Source organism: Bartonella numerosa (assembly GCF_037070845.1).
Lineage (GTDB): Bacteria > Pseudomonadota > Alphaproteobacteria > Rhizobiales > Rhizobiaceae > Bartonella.
Genome location: NZ_JAYMZI010000002.1, coordinates 38371 through 53921, shown reverse-complemented (window position 1 = coordinate 53921; position 15551 = coordinate 38371). Strand labels below are relative to the sequence as shown.

The window sequence follows — 15551 nt, the reverse complement described above, 5'->3', positions numbered from 1 at the left end:
AGCTACTAATTTTGCGATGAACGCTCTAAGGAAAAAATATGAGTCAGAATGAAAAATTATCCAATTCTATTCAGAAGGGCAATAGCGACAACGAAGACCGAATGACCGTTGGTGATATTGATACAGCGCACAACCAATTGGATGTTCTACAACGAGAAATTGACAAAATTATTTTTGGCCAAAATTGTGTGATCGAGTACGCTTTGACAGCTATTTTTGCCGGTGGCCATGCCCTTCTCGTCGGTGTTCCAGGGCTTGCCAAGACGCGTCTCGTTGAAACATTGGGAACGGTACTAGGAATTGAAGAGACGCGCATCCAATTTACGCCCGACTTGATGCCATCGGATATCACCGGTTCTGAAATTATGGATTCCGATAAAAATGGTAAACGCTCTTTCCGCTACGTTCGGGGACCCGTTTTCACCCAACTCCTAATGGCTGATGAAATTAATCGCGCTTCTCCACGCACCCAATCGGCTCTTTTGCAAGCTATGCAAGAATATCACGTAACCGTCGCAGGTGCGCGTTATGAATTACCCAGGCCTTTTCATGTACTTGCAACCCAAAATCCTCTCGAACAAGAAGGCACTTATCCGCTTCCTGAAGCACAACTGGATCGTTTTTTAATGCAAATTGACATAGATTATCCTGACTTGACGACAGAACGGCGTATCATTCTAGAAACAACAGCGGAAGTAAGTCAAAAAGCAAAGCCGATTTTATCGGCAAAAAATCTGGAAAAAATTCAAAAAATTGTCCGCAAAATGCCGATCTCCGAAAATATCGTCGATGCTATTTTGAAACTAGTTCGTTCGGCCCGTCCTCATAAAGATAATGCCTTTGCAAACGCTTACATCGCTTGGGGACCTGGTCCTCGAGCGTCGCAGGCGCTTTCTCTTTGTGCCCGTGCCCGTGCTCTTTATCATGGACGTTTGGCACCTTCACTCGATGATATTAAAGAGTTGGCACAACCAGTATTACAGCATCGTATGGCACTTAATTTTTCTGCCCGTGCAAAAGATATAACAGTAAAGGATATCATAGAAAATCTTGTGAAAGATACTCTCTAATGGCTATTGGAAAAGAAACCCCAAAAAAACCTCCGTTGTCACTTGCTTCCAGGCTGCATAAAGATGTTGCGAAAATGCCGCGTTTTTTTTTGCAAGCGCGCCTCATCGCAGATACGCTCGTAAAAGGATGGCATGGCCGGCGGAAACGCGGAAGTGGAGAAAAGTTTTGGCAGTTTCGCCCCTACATTGAGGGAGAGCCCGTTACGCGCATTGATTGGCGCCGTTCAGCACGTGATGAACATACTTATCTACGTGAACATGAATGGGAAGCGATACAGACAGTTTGGATATGGCCGGATCAGAGTGCATCTATGCACTATTGTTCGCGTTTTTCTAAAAATTCTAAAAACGACCACGCCGTCATCCTTGCTCTCGCATTGGCGACGCTTCTTTCGCGAAGTGGCGAACGAATTGCAGTCCCCGGTTTAATGCCACCCACGATAGCGTCTAACGTGATGGAACGCATGGCACTCGCTTTAACAAACCATCAGACAGAAAAACCATTTCCAGATTTTTCGGTCATTACGTGTTTTTCGCAGCTCATCATAATAAGTGACTTCCTGGATTCACCTGAACAGATTATCCAAGATTTAAAAACTTTATCTACTAAACAAATCACTGCGCACTTAATTGAAGTTGCTGATCCAGCAGAAGAAAGCTTTCCGTACACAGGACATACGGAATTTTTTGATCCTGAAACGAAAGAAAAGCACACTTTTAAAAAAGCGGAAAATCTACGTGAGCGCTATTGCAAACTGTATCAAGAAAGACGACAAAAACTAGAAAATTTTTGTTCACACCAAGGGTGGACTTACCAGGTAAGCACAACTGATCAACCTTTAACAGAAATTATTCTGCAGCTTGCGAACAAAATGAACAGCTCTTCATCTTCCACGAGGAGGCCACTTTGAGCTTTGGTATTCCCCTGCTTTTATTGGGGCTATTGTCCCTACCAATGATTTGGTGGCTATTGAAAATCATGCCCCCAGCCCCGCGTAAGGAGCTTTTTCCTCCTTTTCGTTTTTTGCCCAAATTCACAAATCAAGGAGAAACTGCAAGCCGCGCACCTTGGTGGTTATTGTTGCTACGGCTAGCCATAGCAACGCTGGTTATTATCGCTTTAGCGCAACCTGTTTGGAATCAAGAGCCTATCACACTTTCTGGCCCTCAACCCCTCGCACTCATCATCGATAACGGGTGGGCATCCGCAAAAGAGTGGAAAAAGCGTGTTTCTGTTGCTGAAGCCATCCTAACTCAAGCAGCAAAACACAAAAAAAACGTTTATTTTCTCGCAACAGCCGAAAATGGTGCTTCGAATATTGGTCCGCTATCTGCAGAAGCTGTTAGACAATATTTGATACATTTGAAGCCTAAACCTTGGCCTGTTAACCGTGTGCAAACATTAAGAAAATTTGTTGAGAAGAATAAAGGGCAATCCTTTGATATTGCTTATTTAAGTAATGGATTACACGCAAACGAAGATGATCAGGCTTTTGCCCTTATGGAACAACTGAAGCCAAAGACCTTCTTATGGTACTCAGCCGATATTTCCAATTTAGTCGGCATAACAGCCATAGACAATGACAATGGAAACATCAAAGCACACATTATTCGTGCAACCACGCGTGGCGAAACTGCAATCAACCTAAATCTCTACGACCTGAACAATCAATTCCTTGGCCGTTTTACGAAAAATTTTCGTGAAGGAGAAGCGGCAACTGTCGTTTCTTTTGACCTGCCGCTTGAACTACGTAATGACATCGCGTTGGCTAAAATTGAGGACCACGCTTATGTCTCCGCGACCTTTTTAGTCAGCAGCCACAATCGAATAAACCGTGTAGCACTTTTGTCTCCAAGCATAAATGAAATGGCACAACCTTTGCTTTCTCCATTTTATTACATTACTAAAGCCTTACAAGGCCACACACAGCTCATAACAGCAGGAGGAAGAGAGCTTTCAGTTGATATTGATCACTTGCTTAAACAAAGCCCCTCTGTTTTCATTATGGGCGACGTTATCAATATGTCGAAAGAAGCGGAAGATAAACTGTCTGATTTTGTAAATAAAGGAGGAACACTTATCCGCTTTGCAGGGGAAAAATTAAGTACCGCCGAACGCCATGATACTCTACTTCCAGTGCCACTGCGTCCTGGAAAACGCCTTCTTGGAAGCGTTATGTCCTGGGCTAAACCGCAAAAACTTGCACCTTTTGCGCAAAATAGCTTCTTCTTTGATCTCCCTTTCCCAGAAGATGTTACTGTTTCACGTCAAATCCTGGCAGAACCAAGCCCAGATATTTTTGAAAAAACATGGCTTAGCCTTTCTGATGGGACTCCTCTTGTTACAGCAGCTCATCGCGGAAAGGGCATGATCGTTCTCGTCCACGTAGCACCTGACCCTACATGGTCAAATCTCCCTCTTTCTGGTTTTTTTGCGCAAATGTTGCGGAAACTAATTACACTTAGCTCCTATGAAAACAAAAACCCAACACAGATAACAACAAAAGTGATACAGCACCCTTGGAAAACATTGGATGCTAATGGTCAATTACAAATACCCCCTTCTCATGTTGTTCCACTCATCATTGATGCACAAAACCCTTCTCTTCCCTCTTATTATACCCCACCTGGATTTTACGGCTCTAAAAACAATCTTTACGCGCTCAATCTGTTTGACCATTCATCGCGCTTAATTAAGCAAGCCCAACCGCCTTTCTTCTTGAGCCAAAAACCATTATCTTATGACGCAAAAGAAAAACACTTTACTGGTCCGCTTTTAGGGTTAGCCGTGTTATTATTTGCCCTTGACAATTTTTTAGTTTTGCGGATGGGAGGAGTTTTTTTTCTCAGCCGGCGACGCAATATATTCTTTCTTTTATCCCTCATAATAAGTTTTACCGCCTTACTTTTATTTGCACCAATCATTCATGCAAAAAATGCGGTGAACCGTGATGAAGCTGCCATAGTACAAGCGGCTGGAGCCACTCACCTTGCTTACGTCGTAACTAATAATCGTGAAATCGATGCAACAAGTAAAAGTGGACTGGAAGCACTCAGCAAATTTATTGCGGAGCGTACAATGCTATCCCCAGGCCCCGTAGTAGCGCTTGATCTCGATAAAGATGAACTTGCTTTTTATCCTCTTATTTATTGGCCAATTGACCCGAATGCTCCTTTTCCAACACAAAAAAGCCTTGAAAAAATAAATAATTTCATGAATCATGGTGGAGCTGTGTTGTTTGATACACGCGATCAAATAAGTTCCAGCCTCAGTCTTGAGGAAAATACTACTCCAGCAACACAAAGATTACGGACGATATTAAAGGGATTTGATGTTCCGAATATTGAGCCGGCGTCGTCCGAGCACGTTGTTTCGCGCTCCTTTTATATCATGCCAAACTTCCCTGGTCTCTACCATGATTCTCCTTTGTGGGTTATATCGTCGTCAGTGGGTAAAAACGGTGCAAACGCCCCTGCCGGCGATAATGTAAGTTCTCTCTTTATTACTGCTAATAATTTTGCTGGTGCTTGGGCATTAGACGAAAGAGGAATGTGGAAATATCCACTTATTTCCAACGACCCTATGCAACGTTTGTGGGCATTTCGTGCAGGATTGAATATTGTTATGTATGTGCTCACAGGAAATTATAAGGCAGATCAAGTTTATGTGCCCGCGCTATTGGAACGCTTTAACAGAGAGGGAAGGCAATGACATCATTCTTAACTTTTCAGCCTTTTTTACCTGTTTCTTTGGTCATTTTATTGGGAGGAATCTCTGCTGTTTTTGTAATTATTGGTCTTATTTTTCAGCGTAAAGGATCCCTGTTTCGCCTCATGGCGTTGGCCTCACTCACTATTGCCTTACTTAACCCAATAATCGTAAAAGAGCAACGCGAACCACTCAAAAGCACTGTAGGTATTGTGATAGATCACAGTCAGAGCCAAACGTTTGACACGCGTACAAATGATAGCGAAGAAGCGCGCATACAATTAATCAATGCACTAATTCGCTATCCGCAATTTGAGCCACGCTTTATTTACGCCGGAAAACTTGGAAATAATCAATATGCGCCTACAACAAACTTGTTTCACGCCTTAGCACAAGCTACATCTGATGTAGCACCATCTCGTTACGCAGGGACAATTTTGATCACTGATGGCCAAGTGCACGACATACCATCCTTATCAGACCTCTATCATAAAGCTCCTATCAACGCTCTCATAACGGGAAGATCAGACGAGTTTGATCGTCAAATCAAATTTGTTTCTCCTCCCCGCTTCGCCATTGTTAATAAGCCACAGCCCATTTCTATTTTGGTAGAAGATAAAGGCCAATCCCCAAAACTGCAGCCAACGCAGGCAAACATTACCATAAGCGTTAACGGCGAAGAAATTGGCCATTATTCTGTGACTACTGGTGTTATCTTTCAAACTGAAATTATCCTTCCCCACACAGAAAAAAATATCATTCAAGTAGAGACTGATACGCATAAAGGTGAATTAAGTTTTGAAAATAACCGTGCCATAACGATAATTGAGGGTATCAGAGAAAATCTGCGCGTTCTTCTCATCTCAGGTGCGCCCCACAATGGTGAACGCACATGGCGTGACCTTCTGAAAGGTGATTCGAACATCGATCTCGTTCACTTCACCGTTCTTCGTCCCCCTGGAAAAGCCGATAACACGCCTCTGGATCAGTTGTCACTCGTGGTATTTCCCACAACAAAATTATTCGTCGAAGATATTGATAATTTTGATCTCATTATCCTCGATGGTTACCAACATTCCACTGTTTTCCCGCTAATCTACTACGATTACATCGCTCAATATGTACAAAATGGTGGTGCATTGCTCATGGTAACAGGACCTGAATTTACCCAAGAGTACTCTCTTGCTAAAACCCCTCTAATAAGCATCCTACCAGCGTTACCAAATGGTGTTATTATTCAAAAACCTTTTCGTCCTACAATAACAAAAGAAGGTGAACGACACCCTGTTACGCGAGATATCGCAACACCTTCTCATCCAGCTTCTCAGTGGGGACGATGGTTACGGCAAATTGCGATTCAGAATGCAAACAATATAACTTCTCTTATGGAGGGAGCCGATAAGCAACCGCTTTTAATTCTCTCTCATGTTGGAAAAGGACGTGTGGGGATGTTGCTTTCTGATGAGAGCTGGCTTTGGGCTCGAGGCTTTGAAGGCGGAGGCCCTTATGCAGCTCTTTACCGCAGAATCTTTCACTGGCTCATGAAAGAGCCGGGACTTGAAGAAGAAAAATTAACTGCCACAAGCGACAAAAATCATTTAATCGTTCGCCGTCAAACACTCAGAGATCTTCCTGAATCAGTAGAAGTTACCTCCCCCTCTGGGAAAAAAGAAACTTTGATCCTTAGCAAGGAAAAAGAAGGTGTATTTATGGCAACAGTTGATACAGGTGAAACAGGGATTTTTACCATAAAGAGCGGCAACTTAACGGTGCTTTCTTCTGTGGGAGCGTTAGACAATCCTGAATCGTTTGACTTAATCTCAACGGAAGAAAAATTGACTCCCATCAGTGAACATACCGGTGGACATGTCGTGCGTTTACATCGCAAAGAGAAAAAAGGTATCAACCTTCCTCCTATCAAGTTACTCCGATCACCGGCAGAAAAAGCTCCTCCCTTTAACCACTCTATCGTTTTGAGAGCAGCGACAGAAACCCGTTTAATTGGTGTATCATATTTTTCCGTATTTTCCGGTTTTTTTGCATTGCTTATTTGTTTTTTACTGTTTAGCAGTATGTGGCACCGTGAAAGCCGTTAAAATCCTGAGAAGAAAAGCTACATTGAAGAAATGCGATCCGCGTAAAATCCGCTCTCGGGATAAAAGTTATGACCCACTGTGTTCCTCATTGTTTTGTCACTAAAAGAGAAAAAATATGAATTTTACAAGGGTTTTTCGAATATTTTCAAAGAACCTTTCTCGCTAAATAGTTCTCTCTTATCCCCTTAATACACAAATTTTTTTTATATTATTTCATTGCTTAAATTGTTTTCGGCGCTATGCTGTTGTTCATGTTTCACCTTGCCCATATATCAGATCTACACCTTTCACCTCTGCCACAACCCTCCTTATCTGAGCTTTTTGGGAAACGATTTACTGGCTACCTTAATTGGCAAAAAAAGCGTAAGAGACAAATGGAAACAAATGTCTTGGAAGCCTTAGTAAGCACCTTAAACGAGAAAAAGCCTGACCATATCGTGATTTCTGGTGATCTTGTCAATCTTGCTTTAGATAAGGAATTTGAACAGGCGTATGATTGGCTGCTCAACCAAGGTAGCCCTCAAAACATTTCCTTGACCTTTGGGAATCACGATGCCTATGTTTGCGGTGCCTTCCGAAAAGCATGCACGATTTTCCAACCTTGGATCAAAGGTGATCTTCCTCAAAAAAGCACTTCTCCCTTCCCTTATATGCGCATCCGCGATAATATCGCCATCATAAGTGCTTCTTCAGCCATTGCTACACCGCCCTTTCAAGCATCTGGGTATTTCGGAAAAGCACAAGCAAAAATTTTATCAAACCTTTTAAACGAAGCTGAAAAACGTGAACTCTTTCGTATCGTAATGATACATCATCCTCCCTTTCACCGCGCAACTTACTGGCACAAAAGATTATGGGGCATAGGGCGTTTCCTAGAGCTCATAAAAAGACACGGCTGCGAACTTATTCTTCACGGACATACCCATATACCCACGTTAAATACCATAGAAGGAAAAACCAAAAAAATTCCTGTAGTCGGAGTTGCTTCTGCATCGCAGGCCTTTGGTGATAAGAGATCACCAGCTGGCTTCAACTTATTTTCTATTGAGCGATCTCATGATCGGTGGTATTGTCAGCTGCAACGTTACGGTATTGTCAACAAACAAAACAAGATAGCGTGCACTGAGAAAATAGACCTTTAGCGTTCAGAAAGGGAGTCGGGAGACTTCTTTGTCTGTTCCCTTTGAACAGTAGCTTAACTAACGAAAGGTCCCATGTTACGTAGAGGGGGTAACCGTTGTACGAGGAGGCGATTTAATTTCGTTTTCGGGTTCTACGTGGATGGAAGTGCGTACGTTATCGAACTCTTCTTCCAGAGCGCTTTCGATCTTGTCACAGATCTGGTGTGCCTCTCCTACTTGCATCGTAGCTGGAACAACCAAGTGAAATTCTATAAAAATGACTCTACCAGCAACACGTGTGCGCAAATCGTGTACTTCGAGTGCCCCGTTTGCATTTGCAGAAATGAGATTACGAATCCGTATAGTTTCACTTAATTCAACTCCGACATCCATTAATCCTTGAATAGCGTCATGAATTACCTTACCTCCCTGAAAAAAAATATTAATGGCAACGATTATTGCCAAAATCGGATCCAGAATAGCTAATTTACCAAAAAACGCTGTAATCAAACCAATTAAAATGCCAAGCGAAGTAAAAAAATCTGCTATGAAGTGCGTCCCATCCGCTTTAAGAGCTGGTGAACGTTGAATTTTTCCCTGCCGAATCAGAACCCAACCCCACACACAATTTATGATGCTCGCTACAAAATGAATAACGAGCCATATTCCGGGTTCCTGTAATGATAATTCAACGGCTGAGAGGGCCATCCACGCCTCTCTTAAAATCATTACTGCCGCGACGATGATCAGTGTGCCCTCAAGGATAGCAGAAAAATATTCAGCTTTATGGTGTCCATAGGGATGATTTTGGTCCGCCGGCTTCAAACTGACTTTGATAGCTAACCACATTGCGAACGCCGAAAGTATATTTACAACCGACTCCAACGCATCAGAATATAGAGCAACCGAGCCGGTAATATGGTACGCAAGATACTTCAATGCAAAAACAATACAAGCGATGAAAATAGAATATAAGGGAAGATCCTGTACATTGATTTTGACACCCATAACCGTGCACCACTTTTGAATGAATAAATAACGATGTTTTCAATCATATGACCTACGATATACTTGAAGTGCCACCGATACTTCCCGTCGTAAAAATTCTGAAATACAGTAAAGCACCCCCGTCTCGCTGTTATCACGCGAAAAAATGCCCTTTTTCCGGGCTCTACTACAACGCAACGATTATAATATGGAGACACCACTTCGAAAAAACAAACAGCACCCCAAAGGCGTCATTTACCATTTTCTCGTCTTTTTACGAAAATGCGTTGTACTGACGAATCTACCGACCTTCATGTGATGACTATGCTGACCGGCATGTTTTTCCGAAATACGAGAATGCCCCTCGCGTCCCACCGCAATCTGACTTCCTTACCCAAAAACACTATTACGACTGAAAAAAACCGAAACTGTTCGTCGTGGTCAAAAAAATTAGCCGGAAAAAAAGAATCTGGGCATTGGGGGACCCAGATTCTTCTCCCTTAGCAAGTAAAGGCGCACGGGACTCAGGAAATAGCGGGGACCTAAGACCCCGTGCCTGATACGAGTGCAACCAAAACGTATCGCACCGCACCTATTGCCCGGCACACTATACCTAAGGTTGTGGAATGTCAATAAAAATTCTACTATAAGTTAAAAAATAGTAATTTTTTCTCGTTTAGAAGCAAAGAAAACAGCCTAGATCTGATAATTAGAAAACTAATATCAGAATCTCTCTGTGGGTTCGGGGGCCACAATAATCTGCAAAGCTGATACCAACATCCGAGAATTGTCACATCGATTAAAGGATATTCTTGTAAAAGAACACCAATTTGTTGCTGAAAAAAGTGCTATCCTTATATTTTCAAGTTCGGAAGAATCTCTTTCTCTGCCGGCAACCATAGTGACAGGTTCATATCAATCCTAAAAAGGGGGAATACAGCTAATATCCTCAGTTGTTGTACTCCAAAACGCATCATGAATAACGCTGAAAGTTTCTACATTCATTGCGGTATCAGATATCAATGGATGCGGAGTGCTGCTGTTGTTAGAAGATTTCCCGGACAACATTATAATTCTTGTGTTGCGCATTCGCTAATCATCACAGCATTATCACCAGAAATGTTAGACACAACCCGCTTCGCAGAAAATTGACCGAAACCCTGCTGGTACAACCATCAGAACGTTCAATGCGCGAAGCGCTGAGATCAGCAACATTATAAAATTTTTAACAAGCGCGTAGGCTTCATTTACAAGAAGCATCTGTTTTAAGTTCAGAGGAAGATACCGTTTTTGTCTCAAGATCGCACAAAACACGCTGCAACATCATCTCAGCACTGGCTGCACGTTTTGAATGCGCAACAAAGCCGCCTCCAAGAACGCGCGCATCATTACTGTTTTCATCGTAAAAAACGCAAGCCTGCCCTGGAGCAACACCACTTTCACATTCCAATAAATCGACAGAAAACCCCCCCCCTTTATAATGTAGGCGAGCCAGACGCGGAGGGCGTGTCGAACGAACTTTTACGGCCACTTCAACACCATCAGCAGGAAAATCATCCAACTTCTCGTCACCAAGCCAGTTTACGTCACGCAAAAACAGCTTATGCGTTTCCAGCATCTCGCGCGGACCGACAATAACACGCGCGTTCTCCACGTCTAGATATACCACGTAAAGCGCCTCACCGGTCGCAACACCGATACCACGACGTTGGCCAACAGTATAATTAACAATTCCCGAGTGTTCTCCCAAAATTTTTCCATCAATGTGCACAATGACCCCAGGATTTGCAGCTTCTGGACGCAACTTTGTGATAACATCAGAATATTTTCCCTGTGGAACAAAACAAATATCCTGGCTGTCATGCTTATTGGCAACGACAAGCCCCATTTCTGCAGCTATTTCTCGAACACCTGCCTTTGGAAGATCGCCAAGCGGGAAACGCAAGTAATCAATTTGTTCCTGTGTTGTAGCGAAAAGGAAGTAACTCTGATCACGTTGAGAATCAAGAGGACGAAAAAGTGCTCGGTGGACGCCGTGAGGACGACTGCGAATATAATGGCCCGTTGCTAAAGCGTCCGCACCCAACTCACGCGCAGTTGCCAACAAATCTGCAAATTTTACGGTCTGATTACACGCCACGCACGGAATAGGAGTCTCCCCGTGTGCATAACTTTCTGCAAAAGGATCAATTACAGCTTCGCGAAATCGTTTTTCATAATCAAGAACGTAATGAGGAATTTCTAGCATCTCAGCCACACGACGTGCATCTTCAATGTCTTGACCAGCACAACACGCTCCCACACGATGCGTCGCAGCTCCATGATCGTAAAGCTGCAACGTAATTCCGACCACATCGTAGCCTTCTTTTTTCAGGATCCCCGCAACAACCGACGAATCAACACCTCCGGACATCGCGACAACAACACGGGAATCCCCAGGATGTCCCAGCAAATCAAGACTATTTAAAGACATATATCCATTCTCTACTCAATGCACACCACCGGCCGGCATTTTATGCCCACTACTCATCATTTTATATTATTTTTTTATCCTTTCTACAATCAATAGTCTTACTAAAAAAAACAACTAAAAACCAAAAAAATTGACGTAAATTAAAACACAAAATAAAATGTTTTTTTCCCTTTATAAAAAATCCGATCAATAATTATAATGGGTTACCTTTTTTGCTTTGCATCGCGCTTTTTGAATGAAAGGGCTGGTTTGCGCGTTTTTTCCTTTTAAAGTATGATGCGTTTAGCTTTTTTTAAAAGTTCCTGTTTTATCAGTGTGTCAGCTCCTTAAAAAGGTGGAAGGATACAATGACTGATTTAACAAAGACACAAACAAGATACGTTATTGGGCCAGATGGAAGCCCACTCACGATCGCCGACCTGCCTCCGAGAACAACGAGGCGCTGGGTGATTCGACGCAAAGCCGAAGTTGTTGCAGCCATCAGAGGTGGATTGTTAAGTCTTGATGAGGCGTGTCAGCGCTACAGCCTGACTGTAGAAGAATTTCTTTCATGGCAGAGTTTAATTGATGAGCACGGCTTGGCTGGGTTGAGGACAACTAAAATCCAAGATTATAGGCACTAACTGCCAGTCGACGATAATAAACGGCAGTTCTAGGATGCTGTATAAAACAGCCGAGCTCCTCCAGAGTTTGGCTGTTTTTGTTCCCCACACAAAAGCCTCGAGGCTTTATCCCCAAACGACTGCCTTCATTATCCGGTCATGGAATTCGGCTGCCTAAAAGTACTATCATCATCCGCTACTTCAGTACTCTCCCTAACTTCAAAAAGTTGCGCACGTCGCAACTCTGTATCAACTTCGTCGAGGGCAATTTCAGCGTTTATTTTCTGGAGCTGCAAATCACGGATCGAATTCACAAGATTATCGCGTCTTTGTCGCGCTGCGCGCGCGAAAGCCGGATAAGCAAAATGATGAACATCACTATTTCCAGACTTATGTTCTTCACTCGCAATCTGCTCGTTTAGCTCCGACACCATTCGCTCAAATTCTGTGATCATCATTCCAAGTTGTGCAATTTCGCGACGCTTCCCACGTACCTGAAACAACTTTAATCGCGTCATACTTTCTCGTGACTTCATACCCACTACTCCCTGATTGCGCCGGCCCCACATCCGCACTCACGCTGTTATGCACATTCATTGCATCTTGAAGAAAAAATGAAATTATAGTTTTTTTGACTCTTCTTAAAGCGTTTGCAAACATACAAACTACCCTAAGGAGCAATAACTACGCTTTTACCCTTTATCCCCACTACAAGATCTCACCCCCATCATAAAATAGAGAGATTTAAAGCTCGGTAAATAAATGCCATAATTATAAAAAAGAATTTTGGCAAAGCTATCATAATTTAAAAAAGGAAGGGGTCACTGAACGCTGTATAAAAGAACATCGTTTATGAGGGGACCATTTTTTAATGGAAAATATGCACTTTACCAAAAATAATTTTGTTAGCCTCTTTTAAAAATAAAAAGGTTTTGTTAACCACTATCATACATAGTGAAAGACTGTCGTAGACTGGGGAATTGAGCAGTGGGTTTTGCTATGCTGCTGAAATGTTTGTGGGCGCTTTGTGGTAGGTAGGCGTTTACTTTTGTGAATAATTTTTGTGAACAGTGATTCTACCGGCTGTTGTAGAACGAAGCAGCTCCGCTTGATTCCAGAGGAGCGAAGTGAGGGATCTAAGATGCGCGTGTTGTTAATTGAAGATGACAGGGCAATGACTCAAAGCATTGAGTTAATGCTGAAGTCAGAGAATTTTAATGTTTATATCACAGACCTAGGTGAGGAGGGTGTTGATTTAGGTAAGCTCTACGATTACGATATAATTTTGCTTGACTTGAATTTGCCCGACATGTCGGGGTACGATGTTTTGAAGACATTGAGGTTGGCGAAAATAAAAACCCCCGTTCTCATTCTTTCTGGTATGGGAGCTATTGAAGACAAGGTGCGGGGTTTTGGCTTTGGAGCTGATGATTACATGACTAAGCCATTTCACAAAGATGAGCTTGTTGCGCGTATTCATGCTGTCGTGCGTCGCTCTAAAGGTCACGCACAGTCGGTTATTGTTACTGGTGACCTCAACGTTAATCTTGATGCAAAGACAGTCGAGGTCGCAGGACGCCCTGTCCATTTGACTGGTAAAGAGTATCAAATGTTAGAGCTTTTGTCTCTGCGCAAGGGTACTACGCTAACCAAGGAAATGTTCCTAAATCACCTTTACGGTGGAATGGATGAACCGGAGCTTAAAATTATCGATGTCTTCATCTGTAAGCTACGAAAAAAACTGGAAGCCGCATCTTCTGGAATCAACTACATTGATACAGTCTGGGGACGCGGCTACGTGCTACGTGATCCGGTTGAGGGGAATGCGCGCAAAACTGCCTAGAGTGGCAATCAGTGTATTATAGAATATACATACTGTAAAATCTCGGGGTAGAGGCCGGGATTTTTTTGTTTCTGTTCAGTTCTTTTGCTTAAAAGAACTCTACGAAAAACCGTTTCGCAGAAAACGCAAGTGGCCCCCAAAAGCATAGACTGCCCCATATAGATAATCCGGGTTGCCGCTTTTTAGAGTTTCTTCTCACCTTCTAAAACAACTTGGCCGTCGCTCTCATGCACATTTATTGCTATACCCGTTATCTCTGCAAGTAACAGCGTATAATAAAACTGAACTACACTAGCATCGATAAACTCTTCTTGAATTTTTCCATTGCATAATTCGGTGAATTTAGAAGGAACCCGTAATCTATCGCCACGAATCTCCAATCTAAAGACGCGCTCATTTTTGTTTTGTACAATTGTAACAACTATCTCGCCTCCACGCGAAACTGTTGCATTCGCAACCAACAATAGATTAAGCAAAAATTTAACTTCATCTTTTGGCAAACATAGCGTAGGAGCTTGCCATTTTAGGCTTGCTTTCTCTTCCTTCATGTACTGTTGAGCGATCTGCTCAGCAGAGCTTGTGTCTATCTGATGCCCCACTGCCCCCGAAAAACCAAAAGCCAATCGTGCAAACTTTAAGCGCACAGAAGCATTTGCAGCAGACCAACGCACCAATTGCAAGGCATCTTCATCAGCTCCTCCTTCATCGTAGAGTTCCATCGCATTTTGAATTGCTCCAATGGGTGAAATCAAATCATGGCAGATACGGCTACAAAGCAAAGCAGCAAGATCGATAGATTTCAAAGAACTGGTTAACATCATAGTTATTGTTGACTCCTAAATTAAAAACAAAGACTGTCTTGCAATGAAACTCTTAACATTTAATGCATAAAATATATGGAACTTTAACGATCGTGGTAAGTTTTTTTTAAGAATGATTTCAGTAAGTTAAATAATTCTACACCTATTTTTTTTATTTTCGTCAAATAAAAATGCTAATATTCTTTGTTTATAACCAATAAAAGGAAAAAATGTCATGGTCTCCTATCTCCTGTTATGCTGGCGTAAAAGAATCATATTTTTAACTTTCCTTTTACTTGTAACTGTAAATTCTGCGCAACCTCAACCCCGCCCAGTAGAGCGAGGTGGGCCACACTATTCTCTGCAAGAGATTATCGATTCTGGTCACATTTTTTTTGGAAAAACTGCAGGTGGTATAGCGGTTGCAATCGAAAATATCTTTTCGAAATACGGTCATCCCACCGCCTATATTTTAGGTGAAGAAGCCTCCGGTGCTTTTTTCGCCGGATTAACCTACGGAGAAGGACAGATTTTTACAAAACTCAATGGTCAGCATAAAGTTTTTTGGCAAGGTCCCTCTGTTGGGTGGGATTTTGGTGGCCAAGGCTCCCGTTTAATGATCTTAGTTTATGATCTTAATAATATAAATAATTTATGGGGACGCTATGGCGGTATTTCAGGCTCAGCCTACTTAATTGCAGGCGTTGGTTTCCACGTCCTTAAGCGGAACAATGCCTTACTGATACCAATCCGTACAGGAATTGGTGCGCGCCTCGGTGTTAATGTAGGATACCTAAAATTGACGCCTACACCAACATGGAATCCATTTTAAATGGATATTCATTAAAAA

At 42.5% G+C, this 15551-nt stretch carries 12 protein-coding genes; 8 read left to right on the top strand and 4 right to left on the bottom strand.

The annotated features are described in order from the left end of the window. The first annotated feature begins 38 nt into the window (after window positions 1–38). From WCP75_RS01470 to WCP75_RS01450, 5 genes are all read left to right on the top strand, one after another. Complete coding sequence (locus WCP75_RS01470) at window positions 39–1070, top strand: AAA family ATPase (protein ID WP_336276492.1); 1032 nt, start codon at window positions 39–41, stop codon at window positions 1068–1070. Further along, a complete protein-coding gene (locus tag WCP75_RS01465; protein WP_336276491.1) occupies window positions 1070–1981 on the top strand; it encodes a DUF58 domain-containing protein in 912 nt (303 codons plus the stop codon). Before WCP75_RS01470 ends, WCP75_RS01465 begins: the two co-directional genes overlap by 1 nt. After that, the gene (locus WCP75_RS01460) at window positions 1978–4782 is read left to right on the top strand and encodes a DUF4159 domain-containing protein (RefSeq protein WP_336276490.1); all 2805 of its coding nucleotides are present in this window, start codon (window positions 1978–1980) and stop codon (window positions 4780–4782) included. The genes WCP75_RS01465 and WCP75_RS01460 overlap by 4 nt, the downstream gene beginning before the upstream one ends. Next, entirely contained in the window at window positions 4779–6875 is a 2097-nt protein-coding gene (locus tag WCP75_RS01455) for a glutamine amidotransferase (RefSeq protein ID WP_336276489.1), read from the top strand. Before WCP75_RS01460 ends, WCP75_RS01455 begins: the two co-directional genes overlap by 4 nt. A gap of 239 nt (window positions 6876–7114) precedes the next feature. Beyond that, window positions 7115–8017: a metallophosphoesterase family protein gene (locus WCP75_RS01450; protein ID WP_336276488.1), complete on the top strand. Its 903-nt coding sequence runs from the start codon at window positions 7115–7117 to the stop codon at window positions 8015–8017. A 75-nt stretch (window positions 8018–8092) separates the two neighbouring features. Here WCP75_RS01450 and WCP75_RS01445 read toward each other — a convergent pair whose 3' ends face one another. Further along, entirely contained in the window at window positions 8093–9004 is a 912-nt protein-coding gene (locus WCP75_RS01445; protein ID WP_336276487.1) for a cation diffusion facilitator family transporter, read from the bottom strand. Between the two features lie 1222 nt (window positions 9005–10226). Then, window positions 10227–11456 (bottom strand): tRNA 2-thiouridine(34) synthase MnmA, encoded by a 1230-nt coding sequence (gene mnmA, locus WCP75_RS01440; RefSeq protein ID WP_336276486.1) that lies wholly within the window; start codon window positions 11454–11456, stop codon window positions 10227–10229. Between the two features lie 347 nt (window positions 11457–11803). On the opposite strand from mnmA, the gene sciP reads away from it, so the two are divergent. Beyond that, a complete protein-coding gene (sciP, locus tag WCP75_RS01435; protein ID WP_336276485.1) occupies window positions 11804–12079 on the top strand; it encodes a CtrA inhibitor SciP in 276 nt (91 codons plus the stop codon). Window positions 12080–12207: 128 nt separating this feature from the next. On the opposite strand, the gene WCP75_RS01430 is transcribed toward sciP, so the two are convergent. Then, a complete protein-coding gene (locus WCP75_RS01430) occupies window positions 12208–12594 on the bottom strand; it encodes a flagellar export protein FliJ (RefSeq protein ID WP_336276484.1) in 387 nt (128 codons plus the stop codon). Between the two features lie 605 nt (window positions 12595–13199). On the opposite strand from WCP75_RS01430, the gene ctrA reads away from it, so the two are divergent. Further along, window positions 13200–13901 (top strand): response regulator transcription factor CtrA, encoded by a 702-nt coding sequence (gene ctrA / locus WCP75_RS01425; protein WP_336276483.1) that lies wholly within the window; start codon window positions 13200–13202, stop codon window positions 13899–13901. A 182-nt stretch (window positions 13902–14083) separates the two neighbouring features. Here the strand turns inward: ctrA and chpT are convergent, their stop codons facing one another. Beyond that, window positions 14084–14722, bottom strand: coding sequence for a histidine phosphotransferase ChpT (chpT, locus tag WCP75_RS01420; RefSeq protein ID WP_336276482.1), 639 nt, complete (start codon window positions 14720–14722; stop codon window positions 14084–14086). Between the two features lie 214 nt (window positions 14723–14936). On the opposite strand from chpT, the gene WCP75_RS01415 reads away from it, so the two are divergent. Further along, on the top strand, window positions 14937–15533 hold the full coding sequence (locus WCP75_RS01415) for a DUF1134 domain-containing protein (protein WP_336276481.1): 597 nt from the start codon (window positions 14937–14939) through the stop codon (window positions 15531–15533). Window positions 15534–15551 lie beyond the last annotated feature (18 nt).